General features: G+C 70.6%; 18 protein-coding genes and 1 riboswitch. Of the genes, 5 read left to right on the forward strand and 13 right to left on the reverse strand.

Going from position 1 to position 24,483, the window contains the following annotated elements:
• Nucleotides 1-209 precede the first annotated feature (209 nt).
• The 3 genes from AB0J66_RS16095 to AB0J66_RS16105 form a co-directional block, all read right to left on the reverse strand.
• Nucleotides 210-2,192 carry an ABC transporter permease subunit gene (locus AB0J66_RS16095; RefSeq protein ID WP_364660473.1) on the reverse strand — a complete coding sequence of 661 codons (1,983 nt, stop codon included), beginning with the start codon at nt 2,190-2,192 and terminating at the stop codon, nt 210-212.
• Nucleotides 2,189-3,619 (reverse strand): extracellular solute-binding protein, encoded by a 1,431-nt coding sequence (locus AB0J66_RS16100; protein ID WP_364660475.1) that lies wholly within the window; start codon nt 3,617-3,619, stop codon nt 2,189-2,191. The genes AB0J66_RS16095 and AB0J66_RS16100 overlap by 4 nt, the downstream gene beginning before the upstream one ends.
• 133 nt (nt 3,620-3,752) lie before the next feature.
• Nucleotides 3,753-4,514 carry an IclR family transcriptional regulator gene (locus AB0J66_RS16105; protein ID WP_364660477.1) on the reverse strand — a complete coding sequence of 254 codons (762 nt, stop codon included), beginning with the start codon at nt 4,512-4,514 and terminating at the stop codon, nt 3,753-3,755.
• A gap of 45 nt (nt 4,515-4,559) precedes the next feature.
• Here AB0J66_RS16105 and AB0J66_RS16110 point away from each other — a divergent pair, with 45 nt between their 5' ends.
• Nucleotides 4,560-5,390 carry a fumarylacetoacetate hydrolase family protein gene (locus AB0J66_RS16110; protein WP_364660479.1) on the forward strand — a complete coding sequence of 277 codons (831 nt, stop codon included), beginning with the start codon at nt 4,560-4,562 and terminating at the stop codon, nt 5,388-5,390.
• Nucleotides 5,391-5,463: 73 nt separating this feature from the next.
• Here the strand turns inward: AB0J66_RS16110 and AB0J66_RS16115 are convergent, their stop codons facing one another.
• Complete coding sequence (locus AB0J66_RS16115; RefSeq protein WP_364660481.1) at nt 5,464-7,695, reverse strand: discoidin domain-containing protein; 2,232 nt, start codon at nt 7,693-7,695, stop codon at nt 5,464-5,466.
• A 138-nt stretch (nt 7,696-7,833) separates the two neighbouring features.
• On the reverse strand, nt 7,834-10,596 hold the full coding sequence (locus AB0J66_RS16120; protein WP_364660483.1) for a BTAD domain-containing putative transcriptional regulator: 2,763 nt from the start codon (nt 10,594-10,596) through the stop codon (nt 7,834-7,836).
• 1,850 nt (nt 10,597-12,446) lie between these two features.
• Between AB0J66_RS16120 and AB0J66_RS16125 the strand changes: the two genes are divergently transcribed.
• A complete protein-coding gene (locus AB0J66_RS16125) occupies nt 12,447-13,133 on the forward strand; it encodes an aspartate/glutamate racemase family protein (protein WP_364660485.1) in 687 nt (228 codons plus the stop codon).
• Here AB0J66_RS16125 and AB0J66_RS16130 read toward each other — a convergent pair.
• The 6 genes from AB0J66_RS16130 to AB0J66_RS16155 all read right to left on the reverse strand — a co-directional run bounded on the left by AB0J66_RS16130 (nt 13,122) and on the right by AB0J66_RS16155 (nt 19,075).
• The gene (locus AB0J66_RS16130) at nt 13,122-13,610 is read right to left on the reverse strand and encodes a flavin reductase family protein (RefSeq protein ID WP_364660487.1); all 489 of its coding nucleotides are present in this window, start codon (nt 13,608-13,610) and stop codon (nt 13,122-13,124) included. The genes AB0J66_RS16125 and AB0J66_RS16130 overlap by 12 nt on opposite strands.
• Nucleotides 13,611-13,684: 74 nt before the next feature.
• The gene (locus AB0J66_RS16135; protein WP_364660489.1) at nt 13,685-14,746 is read right to left on the reverse strand and encodes an FAD-dependent oxidoreductase; all 1,062 of its coding nucleotides are present in this window, start codon (nt 14,744-14,746) and stop codon (nt 13,685-13,687) included.
• Nucleotides 14,743-16,002 (reverse strand): NtaA/DmoA family FMN-dependent monooxygenase, encoded by a 1,260-nt coding sequence (locus AB0J66_RS16140; protein WP_364660491.1) that lies wholly within the window; start codon nt 16,000-16,002, stop codon nt 14,743-14,745. The genes AB0J66_RS16135 and AB0J66_RS16140 overlap by 4 nt, the downstream gene beginning before the upstream one ends.
• A complete protein-coding gene (locus AB0J66_RS16145) occupies nt 15,999-17,246 on the reverse strand; it encodes an LLM class flavin-dependent oxidoreductase (protein ID WP_364660493.1) in 1,248 nt (415 codons plus the stop codon). The genes AB0J66_RS16140 and AB0J66_RS16145 overlap by 4 nt, the downstream gene beginning before the upstream one ends.
• Nucleotides 17,243-18,265: an LLM class flavin-dependent oxidoreductase gene (locus tag AB0J66_RS16150; RefSeq protein ID WP_364660495.1), complete on the reverse strand. Its 1,023-nt coding sequence runs from the start codon at nt 18,263-18,265 to the stop codon at nt 17,243-17,245. Before AB0J66_RS16150 ends, AB0J66_RS16145 begins: the two co-directional genes overlap by 4 nt.
• A gap of 33 nt (nt 18,266-18,298) precedes the next feature.
• On the reverse strand, nt 18,299-19,075 hold the full coding sequence (locus AB0J66_RS16155) for a DUF1684 domain-containing protein (protein ID WP_364660496.1): 777 nt from the start codon (nt 19,073-19,075) through the stop codon (nt 18,299-18,301).
• A gap of 58 nt (nt 19,076-19,133) precedes the next feature.
• Nucleotides 19,134-19,250, forward strand: a riboswitch (SAM riboswitch).
• A gap of 33 nt (nt 19,251-19,283) precedes the next feature.
• Between AB0J66_RS16155 and AB0J66_RS16160 the strand changes: the two genes are divergently transcribed.
• Together AB0J66_RS16160 and AB0J66_RS16165 are read left to right on the forward strand one after the other, a co-directional pair.
• The gene (locus AB0J66_RS16160) at nt 19,284-20,474 is read left to right on the forward strand and encodes an aminotransferase class V-fold PLP-dependent enzyme (protein WP_364660498.1); all 1,191 of its coding nucleotides are present in this window, start codon (nt 19,284-19,286) and stop codon (nt 20,472-20,474) included.
• Between the two features lie 526 nt (nt 20,475-21,000).
• A complete protein-coding gene (locus tag AB0J66_RS16165; RefSeq protein ID WP_364660500.1) occupies nt 21,001-21,789 on the forward strand; it encodes a methyltransferase domain-containing protein in 789 nt (262 codons plus the stop codon).
• On the opposite strand, the gene AB0J66_RS16170 is transcribed toward AB0J66_RS16165, so the two are convergent.
• Complete coding sequence (locus AB0J66_RS16170; protein ID WP_364660502.1) at nt 21,786-22,631, reverse strand: phosphotransferase; 846 nt, start codon at nt 22,629-22,631, stop codon at nt 21,786-21,788. The two genes, AB0J66_RS16165 and AB0J66_RS16170, sit on opposite strands and share 4 nt — an antisense overlap.
• 66 nt (nt 22,632-22,697) lie before the next feature.
• On the opposite strand from AB0J66_RS16170, the gene AB0J66_RS16175 reads away from it, so the two are divergent.
• Complete coding sequence (locus tag AB0J66_RS16175; RefSeq protein ID WP_364661190.1) at nt 22,698-23,768, forward strand: serine hydrolase domain-containing protein; 1,071 nt, start codon at nt 22,698-22,700, stop codon at nt 23,766-23,768.
• 12 nt (nt 23,769-23,780) lie between these two features.
• Here AB0J66_RS16175 and AB0J66_RS16180 read toward each other — a convergent pair whose 3' ends face one another.
• Complete coding sequence (locus AB0J66_RS16180) at nt 23,781-24,455, reverse strand: hypothetical protein (RefSeq protein WP_364660504.1); 675 nt, start codon at nt 24,453-24,455, stop codon at nt 23,781-23,783.
• Between the last annotated feature and the right edge of the window lie 28 nt (nt 24,456-24,483).

A 24,483-nucleotide genomic window follows, 5' to 3' on the forward strand; every position in this document is an offset into this window, starting at 1 on the left:
CTCGACATCTTCGGCCCACGGCGGCAACCGCCGTTTCCGGCGGCAACTCCGCTTTCCACGGCTGCACCCGCCGCTTTCCACGGCTGCACCCGCCGCTTTCCACGGCTCCACTCGCCGCGACCGGCCGATTCTGCGCGCCCACCCGGGTCTTGTGGCAAGCCCCCATCTCCGCTATAGCTTAGAAGTGGGAAGAGGTGGGTCTGCCCTCTTCACCCCTTTACCGCACCAGCCGTGAGGCCCTCGGTCAGGAAGCGCTGCCCGAAGGCGTACATGACGACCACCGGGATGCTGACCAGCAGCGACGCCGCCGCGAGCTGCCCCTGGGGCACGACATCCCCCGCGATCATCGACTGCATCCCGACCGGCAGGGTCTTGTACTCGTCCTTGGTGATGAAGACGAACGCGAAGAGGAACTCGTTCCAGGCGTTGGTCAGGGTGAACAGCGCGACCGCGAGCAGCCCCGGCTTGGCCAGCGGCAGCACCACCCGGCCGAACGCCTGGACCCGCGAGCAGCCGTCGACCAGCGCGGCCTCCTCCAGTTCGGCCGGGATCGACGAGAAGTACCCGGCCAGCAGCCAGGTGGCGAACGGGATGGTGAAGGTCGGGTACGTCACCACGAGCGACCACAGCGAATCGGTGAGCCGCACGCCGATGAGCAGTTGATAGAGCGGGATGAACAGCAGCGCCCCGGGCATCACATAGGTGAGCAGCACCGTCACGGTGAAGCCCTGCGCGCCGCGGAACCGCAGCCGGGCCAGCGCGTACCCGGCCAGGACAGCGCAGATCAGAGCGACCACAGTGGACGCGGCCGACACCAGCAGGGTGTTGAGGTACCACCGGCCGAACGGCTGGTTGGTGAACAGCGCGCCGAACTGCTCGAGCGTCCACGGCGTCGGCCACAGATCGCTGGTCCGGGTGACGACCTGCCCCTCGGTCTTGAAGGCCGTGACGGCGATCCAGTAGAGCGGGCCCAGCACGAAGAACAGCAACCCGGCCATCGCCACCCAGGACACCGGGCGCGACCGGCGCCGGCCACCCGACATCACCCGGCCCACCCCCACCGCGATCAGCACGATCACGGCGAGAACCACCGCCGCCCGCCAGAAGATCTGCGGCGACGCCCACGCCAGCAGACCGGTGACCACGGCCGCGACGGCCCACGGCAGCGCCTTGCGCACCGCCGGTGACAGCCGGGGTGGCCGGCCGGCCCGGTTCCCGAGATCCGGCCGCAACAACCGGACCAGGTAGAACACCAGGGCGCCGATGATCGGCAGCATGACCAGCGTGACCGCCGCCCCGGCCCCGTACTGCAGCTGCAGGATCGCCTTGGAGTAGGCGACGAGCACGTACGGCGCGGTCACGTCGCCCGGCCCGCCCTGGGTCAGCAGCCAGATGAGGTCGAAGTTGTTGAACGTCCAGATCGACGACAGCGTCACCGTCACCGTGATCACGTGGCGCAGGCCGGGCAGCGTGACGTGGGCGAACCGCTGCCACGCGGAAGCGCCGTCGATCGTCGCCGCCTCGTACTGGTCGGTGGGAATGGCCTTGAGCCCGGCCAGGAAGCAGACCGTGAAGAACGGCACCCCCTTCCACACGTTGACCAGGATCACGGAGGGCATGGCCAGCGACGCGTCGGACAGCCAGCCCGCGGGCCAGCTGTCGACCAGATGGACGTCGGCCAGCAACGGCCCGATCCCCGAGGAGGTCAGCAGGTTGTTGACGCTGCCGAAGATCGGGTCGAGCAGCGCCCGCCAGCTGAACGCCGTCACCACCGTCGGCACCACCCACGGCACCAGCAGGAGCCCGGTCAGCAGGGCCCGCCCCCGGCGCAGGTTGTGCAGCAGCAGGGCCGCGGCCAGCCCCAGCACGACCTTGAAGATCTCGGCGTACGCGGTGAAGACGAACGAGTTGACCACGCCCGTACGGAACTGGTCGTCCCCGGCCAGCGCGAGGTAATTGCCCAGCCCGACGAAGACGCTCTCCGACCCGTGCCGTTCCGTGGTGCTGGTGATCATCGACCGGACGATGGGCACGAGCACGAGCACACCGACCAGCACCGCGGTCGGGGCCAGGAACAGCGTCGCCAGCCGCCAGTCGCGGCCCAGCCGCCGCTGGGCCCTCGTGAGGGATCCGGGCCCCGGCGGAGCGGTGGCCCGCCGCACCGGGGCCGGTTTCTCGCGAACCGCGCTCACTGCGGCAGACCCTGCTGGTTGAAGATCTGCACCATCTTCGCGTGGGCCGCCGTCACCGCCTGGGCGGGCGCCGTGCCCTGCACGACCTGCTGCATCATGTCGGTCAGGACGTAGGCCGCGACCACCGCCTGCTGGCCGGCGCTGGCCTTCTGCGGGAACTTGAGCCCGTTCTTGGTGGTCAGCGGCAGCGTCTGCTGCGACATCTCCCGCACCATGGGGAACGCCGGGTCGCCGCCGGTGAAGTAGGGGTCGGCGTCCCAGACCTTGTCCCAGGCCGGCATCACCAGGCCGGGCGCCTGCTTGGCCACGCCGACGAGGGCCGGCGCGGTGATCAGGTACTGGGCCAGGAGCTTGGCCAGCGCCGCGTTCTTGGCGCCCTTGAAGACGACGAAGCCTTGGGACTGACCGAGCAGAAGGGACTTGTCGGTGGCCGGCCCGGTGCAGTCGGAGAAGACATGGGTGTTGTCGAAGACGGGGTTCTTCTTGGTCTTGGAGTCCGCGTAGACGCTGAAGCTGTTGCGGGTGTAGCCCAGGATCCCGGCCAGCCAGTTCTCGTTGTTGCTGGTGTCGGTCCAGCTGGCCACGCCCGGCGGCAGCATCGGCTTGTACTTGGGGTTGGTGTAGATGTCGCCCAGGAAGGTCACCGCCTGCACCGTCTCGGGCGAGTCGAAGGTGACCTTGCGGCCGTCGTTGTCGGCGATCGCCCCGCCGTACGCGTTGATCAGGGCCTCGATCATGCCGTTGCCGTCACCGGAGCGGTTCACCGTCATGCCCCAGCCGAACCGCCGCTTACCCGGATCGGAGATCTCCAGACAGACATCGCGCAGCTCCTCCCAGGTGTAGCCCGGCTTGGGAGCGATGCCCTTCTCCTGCATCCAGTCCTTGCGCAGGAACGACCCGATCCCGATGAAGTGGTAGGGGATCGCGTACCACTTGCCGTCGAAGACGCAGAAGTTCTTGGCTTCGGCGCAGGGCTCGCCGTAGGTGGCGGTGAGCGTCTTGACGACGTCGGTCACGTCCTCGAGGTCGCCGAGCGCGTGGAACTGCGCGATGAACCGCGAGTCGGTCATGAACGCCAGGTCGCGGGCCACGCCGCCCTTGACCTCGGCGTCGATCTTGGCCACGACGTCGCCCGCGTCGGCCTGGACCAGGCTGTTCTCGATCTTCGAGCCGGTGGCGTCGGCGAACTTCTTGACCGAGCTGTCGAGGGCGTCGTTGGCCGCCGTCGAGTAGAGCTTCTGCGACAGCAGGCCCATCGACGTGCCCTTCAGCGACGCCGCGGCGTCGAGCAGCTCCTTGGGCACCTCCGGCTGCACCGTGGCCGGCGCCGAGGACGTACCCCCGCACGCGGCCAGACCGGCCGCCCCCAGCACCCCCGCCCCCAGCCCCAGAACGTCCCGCCGGGACCAGATCCTTGTTTCCCCCATGGACCTTCCTCCTCTAGTGTTCGATATGCCGAACCGTGTTCGATATTTCGTATCGAGTGGTCGCGACGCTAGAGGAGGTCCTTCAGGAGTGTCAATGTTTCGATGCGGTTTCTGGCCCGGAGCGGTAAGCCGGCTACCTCGAGTACCCCATGCGGGCCGACAGCGTGGCCGCCCCCTCGCGGACCAGCTCGGTCCACTCCGCCGGCGCCGGCGCGGTCCAGCGGATGATCGGCGCCGAGACGCTCATCCCGGCGATGACGGCGCCGGTGTGGTCGCGGACCGGGGCGGCGACGCAGCGCATGGCGCTGTCGGACTCGCCGACGTCGGCCGCGATGCCCTCGGCCCGCACGCCGTCGAGCTGCGCCCGCAGCCGGTCGGGGTCCGTGATGCTCTCGGGCGTCATGCCGGCCAGGTCGCCCTTGGCCAGCACGGCGTCCAGCGCCGCCGCGTCCAGACCGGCCAGCAGGATCTTGCCGACCGCCGTGCAGTGCGCCGGCAGCCGCCGGCCGACCGCCGAGACCATCCGCACGGGATGCGTGCTGTCCACTTTGACCAGGTAGATGACGTCGGCGCCGTCGAGCACGGCCACGTGCACCGCCTCGTTGCACGCGGCGGCCACGTCCCGCGTGACGCTCTGCGCCTCGCGGACCAGGTCGAGCCGCCCCGAGAAGGCCGCGCCGAGCTGGAACAGCGGCATACCCAGCCGGTACTGCACCGGCTGGCCCGGCACGGGGATCAGATAGGAGCGCTCCACGAGTGTGACGAGCAGCTCGTGGACGGTGGTGCGGGGCAGGTCGAGCCGCTCCATCACCTCCCGGGCCGACAGCTGAGGACGCTCCAGGAACAGCTCGAGGATGTCGAGCGCGCGCACGACCGCCGGAACCACACGGGGCATTGTCGAAGAGTCCCTTCCCGCATCACCCAGGCCTAGGATGATCAAATGGCAATATCGCTCCACCACCTGCGAACTGGCAATACATCGCGCTGGGCGGTGCACGAGAACGGCACATGGCGTGAGCTCGACGGTACGCTGGCCGACCTGCTCGCCGTACCGCTGGATCAGGCCCGGGCCACGATCGAGGCCGCCCCGGCCGGCTCGGCCGCCGGCACGCCGCTTCCCCCGGTCGACCGGCAGGAGGTGTGGGCGGCCGGTGTGACGTACCTGCGCAGCCGCGACGGGCGCAAGGAGGAGTCCGGGCACGGCGCCCTCTACGACCACGTCTACGACAACGAGCGCCCCGAGCTGTTCTTCAAGGCCAGTCCCTGGCGGGTCGTCGGCGACGGCGAGGCGGTCGGCATCCGCGCCGACTCCGGCTGGGACGTGCCCGAGGCGGAGGTGGGCCTGGTGCTCAACTCGGCCGGGGAACTGTTCGGCTACACCCTCGGCAACGACATGAGCAGCCGGTCGATCGAGGGCGACAATCCGCTCTACCTGCCGCAAGCCAAGGTCTACGACCGGTCCTGCGCCCTGGGCCCGGCCATCATCCCGGCCTGGGTGGCCGGCCCGGGCCCGTTCGAGATCGGGCTGCGGGTCGTGCGTGACGGCCGCGAGGCGTACACCGCGACGACCTCCACCTCGGCCATGGCCCGTGACTTCAAGGATCTGGCCGGCTGGCTGTTCCGCGCGCTGAGCTTCCCGGCCGGGGTGATCCTGCTGACCGGCACCGGTGTCGTGCCGGACGCCGACTTCACCATCCACGCCGGCGACACCATCGAGATCACGTCGCCCGGCCTCGGCACGCTGACCAACCAGGTCGTCACTATCGGCTGACGGCGGCGGCCACCGGTGCTTCTCGCACCGGTGGCCGCCTCGTGCTACTGCCTCAGGGGCTCTTGCTCCTGCCTCAGGGGTAGGCCACGACCTGGCGCGGGGTGGTGTTGCCGGCCGGGTTGGGGACGGCGCCACCGGTGTCGTTGACGACGTTGGCGATGGTGCCGACGTCACCCAGCGACACGGTGAGCACGCTGCGGAGCCGGACGCCGGACCGGTTCGGCACCTCGAAGGCGCGATCCACCCGGACGCTCGGGTTCACGTTGAAGTAGGCGTACGAGCCGCCACCCCAGAGCTCGTGATCGGTGACGGTGTCCGCGACCTTGTAGGCGGCGTACCCGTTGCCGCGGGGCCCGATCCAGGCCGCCTGGTTGGGCACGTCGTACGGCTTCTCGTTCTGGAAGAAGATCGTCTTGCCGCGGTTGCCGTTCCAGATGACCTCGTACTTCTGGTAGTGCTCGACGAACAGCCCTGTGGCGAGGACGTCGTCGCCGTTCACCAGCAGACCGGTGTCACCGGTGTTGACCGTCCAGCCGGTCGGCGCGCCACCGTGGTCGGCCCGCCAGGCCCAGATGTGGTCGATGATCGTGTCGTCGCTGTGCACGGCGAGGGTGGTGGTGGCCTTGCCCTGGACGCTGCTGCCGATGCGGAAGAAGACGTCCTGCAGGCTGATCGGGTTGGCCGAGTGATCGGTGTGCACGCCGGCCTGTCCGACGCTCATCAGCGTCGGGCTGTTGGTCGTCCCGGCGTCGAAGGTCAGGCCGCTGACCTTGACCCCGTCCACGTCGGCGACGTTGAGGGCCTCGACCCCGCCGGTCGGGATCAGGGTCGGGAAGCCGATGCCGGTCACCACGGTGTTGGGGCGGGTGACCCGGATGGTCTCGCTCAGTGAGTACGTGCCCGGGGTGAAGAACAGGTTCAGGCCCTGGGCCAGAGCCGAGTTGATCCGGGCGGCGCTGTCACCGGGCTTGGCCACGTAGAACTGCCGCATCGGGATCGACGTGCCGGCCGTGTTGGGCCAGTTGGCGCCGGCCGAGTTACGCCGCAGGTTCGGCACGAAGACGCTGTACTTGCCGGCGCTGTCGACGTACAGGAACGGCTTCTCGCGGCTGACCGGGGTGGTCGCCAGGGTGGTGTGGGGCGGGTTCGGGAACGCGTTGGCCGGGCCGCCCTGCACGCCGGAGAACACCATGTTCCAGACGCCGCCGTCCCAGCGCGCGATCTTGCTGTCCCGGGTGTACCACTGCTGCTGCGAGCCGGAGGACACGACGCCGTCGACCACGGAGTCGGCCAGGTAGCCACCGCTGGAGTAGCCCTGCCCGTTGTCCTGGTTGGAGGGGGCGAGGGTCAGGTTGCCCTTGATGTGCACGCGGCGCATCGGGGCGGCCTGGGAGACGGCCCACCGGTTGGTGCCGCCCTCGGGCACGATCGACAGGTTCTCCATGCTGCGCCAGAAGTTCTGGGTCGCGTTCTTCTCGTCGCCGTAGTTCCACCCGGAGTCGACGTTGACCGCGCCGTTGATCGTCACGTCGTCCGGGTTGAGGCCCAGACCGGCGACCGTCGTGTAGAAACCGACGTTGGCCCACACCCGCCCGTACGTGCCGGGCTTGAACAGGAACACGTTGCGCTGGGTGCCGAACTGCGCGGTCGGGCTGCGCAGCTGGGCGTTGAACGCCTGGTCCACGGCCGACTGGATGGTCGCCGCGGGCGTGGACGGGTCGAAGATCCGTACGTTCGGGCCCAGGTCCGGGGTGTCGGAGGTCGGCAGCCCGGGACCGCTGGTGGTCGGCGGGGGCGTCGTCGGGGTGGTGCCGCTGCCGAAGACCTGGAACTCCCAGAGCGAGTAGCCGTACGGGGTGGCCCGGGTCGTGCCGTTCATCCGCACGTACCGGCCGCTGCCGGAGACGGTCAGGGTCTGCTCACCGGCCTTGCCCGTCGTCGTCGGGGAGATGGTGGTCCAGGTGGTGCCGTTGGCCGAGGTCTGGATGGTGAACGCCGAGGCGTAGGCCGCCTCCCAGTTCAGCACGACGCGGCTGATGCTCTGGGTGCTGCCGAGGTCGACCTGCAGCCACTGCGGGTCGGCGAACGTGCTCGACCAGCGGGTGCCGGCGTTGCCGTCGACCGCCGCGGACGCGGGGAAGGCGCCACTCTCGACGGACGAGGCGGTGGCCGCCTTGCCCTGCGACAACGGGATCTCGGCGGCGCTGGCGTTGCCGGCCACGGTGACGAAGGTGACGCCGAGGCCCGCGGCGAGGACCGCGCTCAGCGCGACCAGCCCACGGCGGCGTCTACGGGTCTGAGGCATGGGGGATGTCATGTGCCTGCCTTCTTGGGGGAAAGAGAGCGCTTTCCGGAGTGTTTCCCCCATGTTGCGGCCCGTCAATATCCCGGTAACAAAGGGCCGCCGACCCTGCCTCTTCGGGATTCCTTCCCGGGAAATCCGTTATTCGAGGCGGCGGAGCGACTCCTGGACACCGGCCAGGCCCGGGTGGTCGAGCGCCTTCAGCAGTTGTTCCGCCTCCGTCCAGGCGGTGCGGGCGGCGGCGGGCTGCCCGGCCGCGTGGTGGGACTCGCCGAGGTGCACCAGCAGATCGGCGATGAACCCGTCGTGATGCAGGGTCCGGGCCAGGGCGAGGCCGTGCTCGTAGCAGTCGATGGCCTCGGCCAGCTGACCGAGGTGGTGGTGGGCGTATCCCAGACTGTCCCAGGCGCCGGCGGCGCCGTGCAGGTCGTCGTCCGCCTCGAAGAGCTCCAGCGCCTGCCGGCAGGGCGACAGAGTCTGCTCGAACTCGCCGTTCAGCGCGTGGTACCACCCGATCGCGTTCAGCGCCTCGGCCTGCCCGGTCCGGTCGTCGGTGCCGGCGTAGAGCGCCAAGGCCAGCCGGGCATGCTCGAGAGCGGTCGCGTGCTGCTTCTGCTGGCCGGAGAGGTACGCGAGGTGGTGCTGGGTGCGGGCCTGGCCGATGCGGTCGCCGACCGTCGTGAAGAGCTCCAGCGCGCGCGTCAGGTTGTCGTTCGCCTCGCCGAAGCGGCCGAGCCGGGTGTCGGCCTGGGACAGGTTGCGGTGCCCGTAGGCGCGCGCCGGCAGCTCGCCCAGGCGGCCCGCGGCCTCGATGGCGATCTGCCAGGCCTCGACCTGATCGTGCAGATGACCCTTCCGGGCGGAGTAGGTGTCCAGCGCCCAGGCCAGCTGCCAGGCGATCCGGTCGAGCCCGATCGCGGCGGCCTCCCGCAGCGCGGCCATCAGGACGGCCCGGTGCTCGCCGTACCAGGCCATGGCGGCATCGAGATCCTCGGGGCGCTCCGGAGACGCGCCGGCGGCCGGCTCGCCGAGGGGCAGCACGATCGGTTCGCGGGTCGGGTTGAGCAGCTGATCCGCCGCGTACGCGGTGTGCAGGTAGTGATCGAGCAGACGGACGGTGGCCGCCCGGCGGTCCTCCTCCGGATCATCGCGCCGGGAGAGCTCGGCGGCGTACTCGCGCAGCAGGTCATGCTGGCTGTAGCGGCCGGGGAGGTACTCGGTCACCAGGCTCGCCCGGGTCAGCTCGCGCAGGTCCAGCTTCGGCCGGCCGGCCAGGCTGCACAACGCGGGGACGTCGACGTCGGGTCCGACCGCGAGCCCGAGCAGCCGGAACAGCCGGGCGGCGGGTTCGCTCAGCGCGGCGTACGACCACGAGAGCACCGCCCGGACGTCACTGGCCGGGTCGCCGACCTCCAGCGCGGTCAGCCGGTCGCTGGCCTCGCCGAGCTCGGCCGCGAGCGCGGCCAGCGGAAAGTTCGTCTGCCGGGTCCGGGCCACGGCGATCGCCAACGCCAGCGGCAGCCGGGCGCAGGCCGCGATGACCTGATCGAGCGCGTCGCGGTGCGCGACAACCTCCGGTCCGAGCCGGTTGACCATGAGCTCCTCGGCCTCCAGCTTGGACAGCAGACCCAGCGGTACGGAGTTCGCGCCGCCGGCCAGCAGACCGGTGAGATGCGCCCGGCTGGTCACCACGACGACCACGGTCGCGGTGCCCGGCAGCAGCGGCCGGACCTGCTCGACGTCACGGGCGTTGTCCAGCACCAGGAGCAGCCGGCGGCCGGCCACCACGCTGCGGTAGAGGGCGACCTGCGCGTCGAGGGTGGGCGGCACCCGCTCGGGGGCGACGCCCAGCGCGTCGAGCAGGCTGCGCAGCGCCTCCTGCGGGGAGACGACCTGCCCGGTCGGGTCGAAGCCGCGCAGGCTCAGGAAGATCTGGCCGTCCGGGAAGCGGGACCGCACCGTATGGGACCAGTGCACGGCGAGAGCGGTCTTGCCCACCCCCGCGGTGCCGGACACCACAGCGACGGCCATCGCCGTCTCGGTGAGCAGATCGTCCAGGGCCCGCAGCGCCGGTCCCCGGCCGGCGAAACCGGGCACGTCCGCCGGCAGCTGGGCCGGCACGACAGCGGTGACCTGCGCCGGGGCCGTCGTCTCACCGCGCAGAACGGCCTGGTGCAGCGCCTGCAGCGGCGCGCTCGGATCGACACCCAGCTCCTCCGCGAGCCGCCGGCGGAACTCGGCGTAGTAGGCCAGCGCGTCGGCGGGCCGCCCGGCCGCGGCGTAAGCACGGATCACCACATCGGCCAGCGGCTCCGTCAGCGGATGCTCAGCGGCCAGCTCGGTCAGCGGCCCCAGCACCGCAAGCGGGTGACCGGCCCGCAACTCGGCCAGCCCCCACGCCACCGTGGCGGCGAGATACTGCTCCCGGTACGCGTGCCGGGAGCGCTCCACCCAGCTCCCCTTCAGCCCGTCGAGCGGCTCGGCCCGCCACAACCCGCGGGCCGTACGCAGCAGCGTCAGCGCGGTGTCCGGATCGGCGTCGCGGGCCTGCCGGATCAGGTCGGCGAACCGGTGCGCGTCCACCCGCTCAGGCGCCACATCGAGGACATAGCCACTGGACCGGCGCAGCAGCCGGACCGGCGCCACCAGCCGCCGAAGGTGAGTGATGTGCACCTGCAGAACCCGCCCCGCCGTCGGCGGCGGCTCATCCCACACCCGCGCGGCCAGAGCCTCGATGGTGACCGGCCGCCCCGCGTCGACCGCCAGAGCCGCGAGCGTGTGCCGCCGCTGCGGCGGACCGATCTCGACCGGTCGCCCGTCCGCCCAGATCTCCACCGGCCCCAGCAGGCGGACCTCCACTCCGGTCTCCCGTCCCTCAACCGTCACCGCCCCCGGCGACAACACTTCATTAACAGTACGGGTCCACCCTGGACCGCAAGACGATCGCTCCGAGCCGGAACCGCGGACGGGGGCCGGGCCATGAAATACGGGGGTGGCTCGGCTCCGTCCCCGGTCGAAGCTCCGACGGACCCGACCGCATGATGGCCACAGCCCCCACCGCTCTTGCAGGTCAGAGGACACCTCCGGCAGATCACGCAGCGCTTGGGAGGCTTCCCGGTTTGCCGGCTGTCCCCGCGCCGGACCGCGTCAAGCCGACCTGGGGCCGGCCTCTCCGCGCCGGCACGGCCCGCCAACCGGGTGCCCGCAGGCCAAGCCCGGCCGCCCCGGAGCCCGGACCGCCACCAGCCGCCGCTCCCGCCGCCACAGGACCCAGACCCCCACCGGCAGACGCTGCCACCCCCGCAGGACCCAGACCGCCACCAACGGACGCTCCCACCCCCGCAGGACCCAGACCGCCACCAACGGACGCTCCCACCCCCGCAGCGCCCGCAGCGACGCCAGGCGACGCTCCCACCCCTGCAGGAACCAGACCGCCACCAGCCGCCGCCGAGCACGCCGACCTCAAGCCCGATAGGGCGACCACGACACCGCACGTCCGGGGGCCGCCCCCGGACACGCAGTGGGCCGAACACTGCGCCTTGCAATCCGCCGTGCCGTCACCCAGGACGCGCTCTACGTGGGCGGAATTCCGTTGCCTACAGCACTTTACCGCGGCCGCTACCATGGTGCGATAAGGCTTATTCACGAATGGCGAAATGGCCCGGCGCGGGCGCCGGGAACCTAAGTTCCTTGAGGTTGGCATGATCCTCTACTGACGTTACCTACTCGGATGCGGGACAATTCTTAGATGCGAGGGCAGATGTCATTGTTCGGCCGGGCCGAGACGGCAGCGATGCGCGATCGGACCAGGGCGAAAAACTATTCTGCCGAGCGCGAGGAATTCCGGCGTGCCCAGAAGAAGCGCCGCGATTGGGGATTAGCGCAACGGTACGCCGAGAAGCAGCGCCGCATGTATGGATCCGTGGAGGCGGCCCGGGCTGAGTTCGCCCGGTGCGCCCGCGAGCGGCGCATGCCGCAACTCCCGGACGGCTTGACCACCGCCACCGCCACCGAGCCTGCCGCAGCAAACACCACCACGACGCGAGCGGCACTCGCCTCGAACCCGGGCACATCACACCCGGCAGCACCCACACCGACATCCCCCGCACCAGCAGCGATCGAACCGGCAGCCCCCGAGCCCGCACCGCAACCGCCGGCAGCCAGCAGCACCCGAGCTCACACCCCAGGCGATCGAATCGGCGCCGGCCGTGACCGCGTCCGCGGTCGGTGGGGCCGCCATTCCGGAGCCGGCCGCCGGCACGGTGATCACACCCGGCCCGCCAACCGCCGGACCAAGCGGAACGGGCCTTTTCAAAGGCACGGCCCGCGGTCGCGGGAAAAGCGCAACGCTATCGCCTATTCACGCGAGCCTTCCCCACCCCCGCCGACGCCACCCCGCAACCAAAAGGGACTCGGCGGCAGAAGGGACTGCACCCCGATCACACCATCAAGGAACACTGAATCGGATTTCTGTCCAGAACGAGTTGGCACGCGCCCCTCGAAGAAACCGGCACGAGCACTTCCGAAGAAAAGACTTCAGTTATGGAGTCGGCGGGCTCGATTCGCGAAAATGTGCGCTCGCTTCCCGCAAGGCTTCATGGTCGCTTGCGCGGAGCGTGAACGGGTTCGTGAGCGGCCGCTAGGCGCGAGTTCGGCGACGGCCTTCGAAAACGAAGCCCGGTCGGGTATCGCTGGCGGCCACGGTTCGGGGATTGGCTGTGGGTGGGGTCGGCGACGACGGGCACGATGGGGTCATGCGCGTTCTAGGGCTGCTCGGCGGGATGAGCTGGGAATCGACTGACTACTACTACCGGCGGCTCAACGAGGGGGTGCGGGAGCGGCTCGGGGGGCTGCATTCGGCGCACAGTGTCACCTACACGGTGGACTTTGCCGAGATCGAGCGGATGCAGGTGGCGGGGGCCTGGGACGAGGCCGGTGCGTATCTCGGGGAGTGCGCGCGGAAGCTGGAAAGGGCCGGGGCGCAAGGGCTGGTCCTCTGCACGAACACGATGCACCGGGTGGTCGATGACGTTCAGGCGGCCATTGACATTCCGGTGCTGCATATCGCCGATGGGACGGCGAAGGCGCTGGTGGACGATGGGGTCAAAGATGTGGCGCTGCTGGGGACGCGGTACACGATGGAGCAGGACTTCTATCGGAAGCGGCTCGAGGAGAGCGGGCTGAACGTCGTCGTCCCCGGCGAAGCCGAGCGGGCGACGGTGCACCGGATCATCTTCGACGAGCTCTGTCTGGGGCGGGTCGAGGAGGCGTCACGGGCGGCGTACGTCGAGATTCTGGACGGGCTCCCGGCGGAGGCGGTGATCTTCGGGTGTACCGAGATCGGGCTGCTGCTCGACCAGAGTCAGAGTCCGCTCAGGGTGTACGACACGACGTTGCTGCACGTGGAGGCGGCGCTGGACTGGATGTTGTCAGAAGGCTAGGGACTTGTACGTGCTGCCGTGGAAGACCAGCGGCTGTACGGACGGGTCGTCGTCCAGGTCGTGGACGCGGAGCAGGATGATGTCGTGGTCGCCGGCCGGGATCTCGCGTTCGATGCTGCAGTCGAGCCAGGCGCTGGAACCGTCGAGGAAGACGGCGCCGTCGGAGGTGGGGCGCCACTCGAGGGCGGCGAACCGGTCGGCGTCGCGGGCGCTGAGCTGGCGGCCGGCCTGCTCCTGGTGGGCGCCGAGCACGCTGACGCCGAGACGGCCGGCCCGGCGCAGCGTAGGCCACGTGGTCGAGGTGTGGGCCACGCAGAGTGACACCATGGGCGGGTCGAGCGAGACCGAGACGAACGAGTTGGCGGCCAGTCCGGTGGGGCGGCCGTCGACGAGCGCGGCCACCACGGTCACGCCGGTGGGGAACGAACCGAAGACGCGCCGCAGGCGCAGCGGTTCCAGCGCCGACTGCATGGTCATGGGCTCTCCTGTTCGCAGGTTCATTCTTGAATCTAGGTAGGGGTGGAGCCCCCCGCCAAGTCGAGGGAAAAGGGTCACATCCGCGGGATGGCGAATCGTGGGATCGGAGCGAGGTCGGTCAGGGCGAGGTCGGCGGCCAACCGGCCGATGGCCGGCGTGAACTTGAATCCATGCCCGGAAAAGCCGGCGGCAATCACGAGCGGTCCCCGTCGGTCGACGACGAAGTCCGACGTCGGGGTGGTCGTGTAGGTGCAGCTGATCGGCGCGTCACTCTCCGGATCAACCCCGGGGACCCATTGCCGTACGTAGTCACGAAGGCGTTCCGCCCGTCGGGGCTCGGCGGCGTAGTCGCGGCGGTCGGGATCCACCACCGGTCCGTTCCCGTGGAAGCCGACCTTCACTCCCTCGCCCGGCGTGAGCAGGCCGTACACCCCGTGCTGGCCGTCGTGGTGGATGAAGCTGGGCCATGGCACGGCCGGGTCGAGCGGCGTGAAATGTGCCGGTTGCTCCTGGGTCACCCGCAGCGGGAGCAGCCCGGGCAGCAGCTTCGAGGTCCACGCCCCGGCGGCCACGATCACCCTCCGCGCCCGCAGGGTCTCGCTCGCCGTGACGACTTCGGCGCTGTCGTCACCGCGTACGGCAATGGCTGTGACCTGGGTCCTGTGCTGGATCTTGGCGCCTAGAGCGGAGGCGGCGGCCTGCAGGGCGGCGACCGCGTGGTCGGCGTGGACGCGGCCGCTGGAGGGATGGAAGAAGACGGGCCCGGTGAAGCGCAGCCCGGGCCAGCGCTCGGCCGCCTCCTCGCGCGGCCGCCACTGACCGGGCACCCCGGCCGCGGCCAGGGCGTTCGCGATCGGCTCGATCGACGCGCGGTCGCCGTGGTCGACGCCACCGGTCAGCTCGAGCAGCGACGGGTCGAGTTCCTGCCACAGGGAGAGGGCCTCGCGGGCCAGCGCGATGTAGTCGGGCTCGGCGTAGGCGAAGCGGAAGATCCGCGATGCTCCGTGCGAGGCCCCGTGCGTGTGGCCGGGCTCGAAGCGCTCCAGCAGCACGACGTCGGCGCCGCGGCGGGCGAGCTGCCAGGCGGCGGCCGAACCCATCGCGCCGCCGCCGACGACGATCGCGTCCAGTGTCATAGCGTGAGCCCCAGATTGTCGCGGAGAGTGTGGCCGCGGTAGTCCTCCTTGACGATCCCGCGCCGGCGCAACTCGGTCAGCAGGCCGTTGACCACGAAGTCGTGCGTGCGGTCGTCGGCCAGGCCGTTGATCGACAATACGTCGAGCACGCCGGCCTCGAACCGCTCCTGCACGGCGTCGGCCAGCTGCTCCGGTGTGCCCGCGACCGACCAGTGCCCGGTGTCCTGGGCGGCCTGGATGAGCTCGCGCAGCGTACGGCCCTCGCGGATCAGCTTGCTGAAGATCTCCGCCCGGCCGCGCCGGCGCCGGATGTCGGAAATCTCCGGCAGGAGCGACGCGGGCAGCGGTTCATCGAGCTTCGCTTCGGACAAATCGACGCCGCCGCCCAGCATGTCCGCGACCAGCGATCGTCCCGCCTCGTAATCGATGGCCTCCAGCCGCTCGCGCACCAACCGCTGCGCTTCCGCTTCGGTGGCTCCATAGGTCGCGTGGAAGGAGCTGAAGATCAACGGGAGACCCGGCCGCGTCGACTGCGCCCGAATCGTCCGGGTGAACGCCTGCGCGTCCGCCAGCGTCGGCAACGCGGTGAAGACGATCTCGGCGTACTTCGCGCCCAGCGCGATCCCCGCCGCCGACTGCCCGGCCTGGATCAGCACCGGCCGGCCCTGCGGCAGCGGCGGGATGTTGAGCGGCCCCCGCACGCTGAAATACGAGCCGCGGTGATCGATCGGCGCGATCAGCGACGGGTCCAGCACCGCCTTCCCGTCCGGGCCGGCCCGCAGCGATCCGGGTTTCCAGCTGTCCCACAGCGCGTTCACCACATCGAGCGTCTCTGCTGCCCGCGCGTACCTCTCCTCGGGCGAAGGCAGCTCGCCCGGCCCGTAGTTCTCCTCGCCGATCGAGGAGGTCACCAGGTTCCAGGCCGCCCGGCCGTTGCTGACGTGGTCGAGCGTGCCGAACAGCCGGGCCAGGTTGAACGGGTGGTGGAACGTCGTCGAGACCGTGGCGATCAGCCCGGTCTGCGAGGTGACCTGGCTCAGGGCCGAGACGAAGACCAGCGGCTCCTGGGCCCCGATCGTCCCCTGCGCGCCGAAGACCAGCAGATCCGGCACGAACAGGGCGTCGATCCGGGCGTCCTCCGCGCGCCGGGCCACCAGCCTGGCCGTCTCCAGAGTGGACCTTTTGTTCAAGGACAACTCGTACGGGCCCGGGTGCCCACCCGCCGCGGTGACGGTGGCGAGCGTACGCCGCGTCACGCGAGATCCAGGTGCTCACGGAGCGTACGGCCCTCGTACTCCGTACGGTAGACGCCCCGCTCCTGCAGCTCCGGCACGAGCCTGTCGACGATGTCCTCGATGCTGCCCGGCAGCAGCTGCGGCACGAGGTTGAAGCCGTCGACGGCCCGGGTGCGCACGTAACGCGCCCACTCGTCGGCCACCCCGCCGGGCGTACCGACAAAGGTGTTGTGCCTGGGGGTGACGTGCAGGACCAGCTCGCGGATGGAGAGGCCGAGGGAGCGCCACTCCGCGATGCGCTCGAGCTTGCCGGTGCGGTGCTCGATCGAGATGGTGCCGCGGGACGGGTCGAGCTCGCCCTCGGCCGGCTCGATGTCGGGCAGCGGGCCGTCCGGGTCGTAGCCGGAGAGATCCTTGTTCCAGTACTGCTCGAGGAAGGCGATCGCGCGCGGCCCGGTGGTCTGCTCGCGCTGGATCCAGTCGGCCTTCTCGGCCGCCTCCTTCTCGGTGTCACCCAGGACCACCTGGGCGCCGGGCAGGATCCGGATCTGGTCACGGCTGCGGCCGTACGCCTTCAGGCGCGCGGTCAAATCGGCCGCGTAGGCCTGGGCCTTGTCGTAGTCGGTGTTGGCCGAGAAGACCGCGTCGGCCAACCGGGCGGCCAGGTCGCGGCCGCCGGGTGAGTCGCCGGCCTGGAACAACACGGGGTTTCCGGTCACTCCGAGCGACCCCGTGACGTTGACCAGATCGCTGTGCGTGTCGACACTGTCGCCACCCCACAGGCTGCGGGCGGTCGCCACGAACTCGGCGGCGCGCTCGTAGCGGCGCTCGTGCGGCAGCCAGCCCCCGTACCGGAAATTCTCGCCGGTCCAGGCGTTGTCGGTGGTGACGATGTTCCAGCCGGCCCGCCCCCCGGAGACGTGGTCGAGCGAGGCCAGCCGCCGGGCCAGGTCGAACGGGAAGTTGTAGGTCGTGTTCTGCGTGGCGACCAGGCCGATCCGCTCGGTCTCGGCGGCCAGCGCGGCCAGCTGGGTGATCGCGTCGGGGCGGCCGGCCACATCGAGGTCGTAGACGCGGCCGCGGTTCTCCCGCACACGCAGGCCCTCACCGAGGAAGAACGCGTCGAAGAGGCCGCGCTCCAGGGTCCGCACGGTCTGGATGAAGGTGTCGATGTGGGTGTGGTTGGCGAAGTCGGGCTGCGACCAGAGCAGCTGCGGGCCGACCCCGGTGAAGAACAGGCCGAGATGCAGGCGGTGCGTCGTCATCGGGGCTCCCCAGCGAAGACGTTGGCGGGACGGGGCAGGCCGAGGGTGTCGCGCAGGGTGGGCCCGCTGACCGGACCACGGCGTGTGGCCACGGCGAGGCGGGGCAGGTCGATCGCGAGGTCGACCGGGTGGATCCGGACGCCGTCGACGATGCCCTCGAGCCTGTTCAGCAGGGCACGGAACTCGTCCTCGCCGCCCGCGAAGCGCAACCTCGCGTCGCGATCGGCGCGGTCGGCCTCAGCGCCGCCGCCGTCAATGCGGTCACCCTCAGCGCCGCCGACGCCGGCCCGGCCACCCCCGAAGAAGCTCTCGGCACGGCCGCTTCCACCACGGTCGGCCGGGCCGAGCGCCACATCGAGCTCGGCGAAGGCCAGCGGGATGTTCGCGGCTCTGGCCGCCTCAGCTCGGGCCGCCACCTCATCCAATGTCGGCGCCGCAACCAGGGCGATGTCGGATTTGTCGGTCAGGGTGTCGGGGGCCAGGACGACCAGCTGGCCCTGCGGCGGGCGCGGGGTGATCAGCGGGCCGACCACCGAGAAGCGTTCGCCGGTAAAGTTGACGTGATGGACGCGGTCCGGGTCGAGGAACCGCCCGCTCGCGACGTCGCGGACGACGGCGTCGTCCTCCCACGAGTCCCAGAGCAGCCGCGCCACGTCGATGACGTCCGCGATCTCCTGCTCGAGGTCGCTCACGGGCGTACCGCCAATGGTGGCCTGGGCCGCCGCGCTGTTCTCCGTGCCGACCACCCACGCGCCTCGCCCCTGCGAGGCGTGATCCAGCGCGGCCAGTTGCGTGGCCAGGTGGAACGGCTCGGTCAAAGCCGGATGCAGGGTCGGCGCGAGGCCGACCCGGCGGGTGCGCCGGGCGAGGAAGCCCGCCCGGACGCCCGCCTCCGGGGAGGGAGAAAGGGGTGAGTCGTTGATGGTGACCAGGGCGCACCCGGCGGCCTCGGCCACCGCGACGGCCTCGGTGTCGGGCAGTGCGCCCCCGCCGATCTCCAACGCCAGATGAATGCTCACCCCTAAATCCTATAGGCGAAGAAGGGTTAGACGCTAGACCGGAGTTTTCTCGCCGGCCTCCACGGCGACCGGCAGCTTGTTCTCGGCCGGCGGCAGCGGGCAGGTCGCGAACTCCGTGTAGGCGCAGGGCAGGTTGGTCGCCTTGTTGAAATCGAGCACCACCGTCCCGTCGGCCGCGGGCGCCCCGATGGCGAGGCTGCGATTGGCCGCGTACGTGGTCACGCCCGAGGTCTCGTCGGTGAACAGCGCGAAGAAGGTGCCCGGCGTGTGCCCGTTGAACACGGTCAGCGCGAGCGGGCTGCCCAGCGCCTCGAACTCGACCCGGCCCGGCGACTCGTACACGTGCTCCAGACCCTCCACGGCCGCACCCACCGTGACCTGCCGCGGCGCCTCGAACGGCACGTAGCGGCCGGTCAGCTCCCACTTCTCGGTCGGCTCGTAGGCGGGCGTGCCCTGATAGCCGACCAGCAGCGGGTTGTCGGGGTGCCGGGGCCGGACGATGTCGAAGCCGCCGCGCTTGGCCACCTCGATCACCGCGTCCCCGTAGCCGACGGTGATGCCCCCGCGCTCGGGCAGCACGTCGAACTGGTGACGCCCGGTCACCTCGGTGCCGTCGACCGTCAGCGACTCACCGTCGGCGAGCGCGACCACCACGCCGTCCGGCCCGGTGCTCCACTCGCCCGGGGCGTCGGGGAAGCGCTGCGGAATCTCGTTGAGGAAGTTCAGGCTGGTCACGGCCAGGAAGCCGTGGCGGTCGGCCCGGTTGCGCTCGTGCTCGGCGTGCCAGGCGTCCCAATTCTGCTTCGTCATGCAACGACCATAAGCCTACTTGTGCGATAGGAGATAGGGGATGTTAGTCTCGGTCACAGGTCATGAGCGCCAGCGTCAAGCCCCGGCTCGCTGGCCGGCAACCCTTGCGTTCGCGATGGGGTGCCCCGGGTGAGGACCAGGCTCGCGTCGAGGACGACGCGGGCAAGCGCGGGCCCGCAGTGGGTCCCCGACCCACGGAGGCATCTCCATGTCCGACGAGCTCGACATCATCGGCGCCGACCTCACCGTCGACCTGCCCGGCGGCCGTACGGTCCGCTTCGCCCACCTCGACTACGCCGCCTCCGCCCCCGCGGTGAAGGTGGCCGCCGACGCCGTCCGCGACCTGCTCCCGCTTTACGGCAGCGTGCACCGCGGCACCGGCCGCCGCTCCCAGAAGTCGACCCTCGAGTACGAGCGGGCCCGCGACATCGTGGCCGAATTCGTCGGCTGTCGCCCCGGCGACGAGGTCATCTTCACCCGCAACACCACCGACTCGCTCAACCTGCTCGCCCGCTCCCTGCCGGCCGGCACCACCACGATCGTCTTCGACGGCGAGCACCACGCCAACCTGCTCCCCTGGCCCTCCCCCGTGCGCCTGCCCGCCCCCGCCTCCCCTTCCGAGGCTGTCGCGGCCGTGTCCTCGGCCCTCGCCGCCGTACAAGGCCCCGCACTCCTCGCCGTGACCGGCGCCAGCAACGTCACCGGCGAGATCTGGCCCGTACGCCAGCTGGCCGACATCGCCCACGCCCACGGCGCCCGCGTCGTCGTCGACGCCGCCCAGCTCGCCCCGCACGTGCCGGTCTCCCTGGACGACCTCGGCGCCGACTACCTCGCCCTCTCGGGCCACAAGCTGTACGCCCCGTTCGGCGCCGGCGTCCTCGCCGGCCGCCAGGACTGGCTCGACCAGGCCGACCCCTACCTGTACGGCGGCGGCGCAAGCGCGGCCGTCGGCGACTTCACCGGCGACGTCACCTGGGCCACCGGCCCCGCCCGCCACGAGGGCGGCACCCCCAACCTCATCGGCGCCGTAGCCCTCGGCGCCGTCTGCGACGCCCTGCTCCGCGCCGACCGGGCCGCCCTCCTCGAACACGAGCAGAGCCTCCTCGCCGGCCTCAACGGCGTCTCCCTCTTCGGCGGCGCCGCCCCCCGAGTCGGCATCGTCTCCTTCGCCCTCCAGGACCCCTCCGGCGTGGCGGCCCTCCTGGCCAGCGACTACGGCATCGGCGTGCGCGCCGGCCAGTTCTGCGCCCACCCCCTGGTCCGCCGCCTGACCGCCAACACCACCACCGAATCCTGCGAAACGGCCCCCGGCCTGCTCCGCGCCAGCTTCGGCCTCGGCTCCACCCCCGAAGACGTCACCCGCTTGACGGACGCCCTGACCGAGCTGCGCTTGATCTGACCTGGGGGCGACCCCCAGACCCCACGGTGCGGTGGCCGCCCTTTGCGGCCCGCCGCCGGGCCGTCGCGGCTCGCGCTTTTCATGGGCCGCGCCCAACGCGAACGTGCGCAGGGCTCAGGCCGTGTCCTGCCGATCGCTTGATCAGAGGTGGGGCGTGGTGAGCTGAGGAATGAGGCCGCCGTCATCAGCAGCAGCACCGCCGGCGTGGGCAGTGATCGAGCCGCTGCTACCGGCGCAGCCGGGGACAGTTATGGCTGGAGAGTGCCGCGCGCGGTGCCTATCGCCGTGTCTCACCGCTCACCGACGTCGCTGTGCACTGCTGCTCATCGCCGCCCTGATCTGGCTTCGCTGAGCGGCCGGACAGGGCTACGTGAAGCCGAGCTTGCGGCCGTGACGACGGTGGGGCGGATGTCGAACGACGTGCCGATGCGGGTCACGGCCCACATCAGCGACCGTCGTGAGTAGACATGGCGCCTCCTTCGTAAAGTCGGAGCCGCGGAATCCGTCCCAGATACGCGGGTGAACTGTGAAGCGCGACAGAACCACCGAGTCGGCCTTCGACCAGCGGGCCGCCACCTACGATGACAACGACTGGCACCGCCGCTACGCCGAACGGCTCGTCCAGCTGGCCCGGCCCACCGCCGGTCAGCGTGTGCTGGACGCCGCCACCGGAACCGGCTTCGCGGCGATCGCCGCCGCCCGGGCCGCCGGGCACGTGATCGGCGTGGACGTCTCCGAGAACATGCTCGCGCGGGCCCGGCAATCGGTGGCTGCGCTGGGCCTGTCCTCCATCGAGCTGATCAAGGCCGACGCCACCGCCTTGCCGAACTTCCCGGACGGCACGTTCGACCTCGTCCTCTGCTCCGCCGGTCTGCTTTACCTGCCCGTCCAGACCGCGTTGCGAGAATGGCGGCGGCTGCTGAAGCCCGGCGGTCTGGTCGGCTTCTCCACGATGTGCGAGGGTTCCCCGGTCGCCGCCCGGATCTTCCGCGACCAGGCCCGCCGCTACGGCCTGACCCTCGCCGACCCCGCCACGCCGCTCGGATCCCCGGACCGGTGCCGGCACGAGCTCCGCCAAGCCGGCTTCACCCCCACCGACATCATCACCGAGCCGATCCGCTTCGCCCGCGCCGATCTCGAGCATGCCTGGACGGCCCACACCCAGGGCCCGCACCACGAGGCCGTCGCCGCGCTCACCGCCGAGCAGACGGAGGCCTTCCGCGCCGAGTACACCGGCACGCTGGCCGGCCTGCTCCGCACCGACCCGGACCGTCTCCTCACCGCGCAGGTCGTCTACGCCTTCGGCCGACCCTAGATCAGCGTCGGCTTCGGGAGCTCGGCGAGCCACCAATCGGCCGCGGTGCGGAAGTCCTCGTCGACGGGCAGGGCCGCGTCGGCGATCGCGCGGCGCCAGGCCAGCGCGCGGGACACGCGGGCCAGGCGGAAGGCCAGCGAGGCGGAGCGGCGCAAGGTCTTGGGCGGGGCCAGGTCCGACCACACTTCGAGGTACGCGTCGCGGAGGCGTACCGCATCGTGCGTGCCGGCCACGCCCAGCGCGACCAGCAGGGACCCGAAGGGGTGGCCGACGCTGGCGTCGCCCCAGTCGAAGAAGCGGAAGCCGGTGAACACGTTGTTGTCGTGCAGGTCGTCGTGCTGCAGCGTGGCCGGGATGCCGTCGCCCGCCAGCTCGTCGCACCACTGCCGGACGCCGTCGGCGAGGGACGGGAGCCGGGACAGGCGCAGGTCGGGCACGCCCAGCTCGATCATCCGGTCGGCCTGGGGAGTGACGTCGCGCTGCAACCGGGCGTACGCCTGAAGCAGCCCGACCCAGTCGCTGCCGTCACCGGAATCACGCAGCGTGGGACCGGCGTCCGCGGTGAGGAGCCAGCCGTTGGCCCTCTCCACCGCGAGGGGCGCCAAGGTCCGGCCGGGCACCCACCCGGCGAGGGCCTCGGCCAGCGCGGCCTCGTAGCGACACCCGGTGATGTTGGCCTTGAACCACCGGGGACCCGCCGCCGTCATCACCCGGTGGGTGACCGACCACGGCCGGACCCGGACCTCCTCGATCGGGCCGGTGGCGGGCGCGTCCAGGTGCGCGGTGATCCAGGCGTGCGCGGCCTGCCGCCACTGCGGGTCATGCCAGTCGTTCTCGGTCACAAGGTCCCACCATAAATGCCTGGCCGAGATTTGCGGTTCCGGCGAAGAATGCGGCCCGTGGTGGACATGACCGGCGTGCGAGACGCGTTCGAGCGCAACCTCATCGACGGTGAAGTGGGCGCCTGCTTCTGCGCCACGGTCGACGGCGAGGCGATCGTCGACCTCTACGGCGGGTACGCCGACGCGGCACGCACGCGGCCGTGGGAGCGCGACACGATCGTCAACGTCTACTCGACCACCAAGACGATGGCGGCGCTGACCGCACTGCTGGTCGCCGACCGGGGCGAGCTCGACTTCGGCGCGCCGGTGGCCCGCTACTGGCCCGAGTTCGCGGCCGGCGGCAAGGGCGAGGTCACGGTGGCCCAGGTGATGGGCCACTCGGCCGGCCTGTCGGGGTGGCGGGCGTCGCTGCACCCCGAGGACCTCTACGACTGGGAGAAGGTCACGGCGCTGCTGGCTGTCCAGGAGCCGTTCTGGAAACCGGGCACGGCTTCCGGCTATCACGTGGTCACGCAGGGCTTCCTGATCGGCGAGATCATCCGCCGGATCACCGGGCGCTCGCTGGGCACCGTCTTCCACGAGGAGATCGCCACGCCGCTCGGGGCGGACTTCCATATCGGACTGCCCGAGTCGGAGGAGCCCCGGGTCGCCGAGCTGATTCCGTACAGCCAGGAGCCTTTCTCCGACAACCTGACCGCCCTGCAGGACAACGCCGCCCACAACCCGCGCCTCGACACCACCGTGGCCAACTCCCGCGCCTGGCGCGCCGCCGAGATCCCCGCCGGCGGCGGCACCGGGAACGCGCGCTCGGTCGCCCGGATCCACACCATCCTGGCCAACGGCGGCCTGGGCTTGCTCTCCGAGACCACCTGCCGCCTCGCCGCGCAGGTGCAGATCGAAGGCACCGACCTGATCCTCGGCACACCGGTCCGCTTCGGTTTGGGCTTCGCCGTGGGCGGCCCCTTCATGCCCAGCGACAACACCCTCTATTGGGGCGGCGCCGGCGGCTCCTTCGCCGTCATCGACATGGACGCCCACGCCACCTACGCCTACGCGATGAACACGATGGCCACCGACCCGATGCTCGCCTTCGGCCCCATCACCGCCGCTTGGCAAGCCGTGAGCCAGACCCGATAGCTTCGCGCTGTCTCAGAAGCTCGGCCGCCGGGATCCCGCACAAACGGCTTCGCGCCTGCGCAGTATGGCGGCCACGCGATCCATACCCAACGCCTCTCTCGCCGCCGTCGTATCAATGAATCCGATCAACCGGTAGATCTTCCGATGGTCCGCCGCCAGATCCCGGTAGTGGATTGGCTCGTGATGCATGATCCGGTTCCGAAGCAGCCGCATCGCCTCCAGCTGATCGTGGAGGTCACGACGCTGCCCTCTGTAGTGCGGAAACGCGCGATGCAGACAAGGCACCCAAAGGCGTCGGTCGTACTGCGAATGGCGGTTGTTGCTCAACAGCGAGGTCCAAAAACCGAAGGGCAGTTCGGCGACGATGTCGTCCTCCGAAACAAGACGTCGGCCGCGCCTGGCGCACTTGTCGCGCGCCTCTACGACCATGCGCAAGCCATGCGACTGCAACGGTGCGGTAGCCCACCAGTCATTCCGGGTGAAAGCGACACACAGCTCGTTGTGGAGCGCGTTGCGGAAAGTCACCTCCAAGCAATGCAACGGTCCGTAGAACGCTCCCGAAATTTCGACGTTCCACCAGTAGAGCCGCTCCGCCACTGCAAAGTCATGATCGGCGGCGCGGGCGTAGGCGTCCAGTCGGGGAACCGAGAACGCCTTTCGCATCCATGCGGCGGCCGGGGCGCTCATCACGATTCTCCGGCTGACCGACCGAAAG

This window comes from Actinoplanes sp. NPDC049598 (assembly GCF_040675435.1).
Classification (GTDB): Bacteria; Actinomycetota; Actinomycetes; order Mycobacteriales; family Micromonosporaceae; genus Actinoplanes.

Coding starts and splice junctions, on each gene's coding strand:
- AB0J66_RS16105 (WP_364660477.1), bottom strand. CDS start 4,514: ATGCCCCGTGTGGTTCCGGCGGTCGTGCGCGCGCTCGACATCCTCGAG.
- AB0J66_RS16115 (WP_364660481.1), bottom strand. CDS start 7,695: ATGCCTCAGACCCGTAGACGCCGCCGTGGGCTGGTCGCGCTGAGCGCG.
- AB0J66_RS16180 (WP_364660504.1), bottom strand. CDS start 24,455: ATGAGCGCCCCGGCCGCCGCATGGATGCGAAAGGCGTTCTCGGTTCCC.
- AB0J66_RS16100 (WP_364660475.1), bottom strand. CDS start 3,619: ATGGGGGAAACAAGGATCTGGTCCCGGCGGGACGTTCTGGGGCTGGGG.
- AB0J66_RS16125 (WP_364660485.1), top strand. CDS start 12,447: ATGCGCGTTCTAGGGCTGCTCGGCGGGATGAGCTGGGAATCGACTGAC.
- AB0J66_RS16175 (WP_364661190.1), top strand. CDS start 22,698: ATGACCGGCGTGCGAGACGCGTTCGAGCGCAACCTCATCGACGGTGAA.
- AB0J66_RS16155 (WP_364660496.1), bottom strand. CDS start 19,075: ATGACGAAGCAGAATTGGGACGCCTGGCACGCCGAGCACGAGCGCAAC.
- AB0J66_RS16135 (WP_364660489.1), bottom strand. CDS start 14,746: ATGACACTGGACGCGATCGTCGTCGGCGGCGGCGCGATGGGTTCGGCC.
- AB0J66_RS16145 (WP_364660493.1), bottom strand. CDS start 17,246: ATGACGACGCACCGCCTGCATCTCGGCCTGTTCTTCACCGGGGTCGGC.
- AB0J66_RS16130 (WP_364660487.1), bottom strand. CDS start 13,610: ATGACCATGCAGTCGGCGCTGGAACCGCTGCGCCTGCGGCGCGTCTTC.
- AB0J66_RS16110 (WP_364660479.1), top strand. CDS start 4,560: ATGGCAATATCGCTCCACCACCTGCGAACTGGCAATACATCGCGCTGG.
- AB0J66_RS16160 (WP_364660498.1), top strand. CDS start 19,284: ATGTCCGACGAGCTCGACATCATCGGCGCCGACCTCACCGTCGACCTG.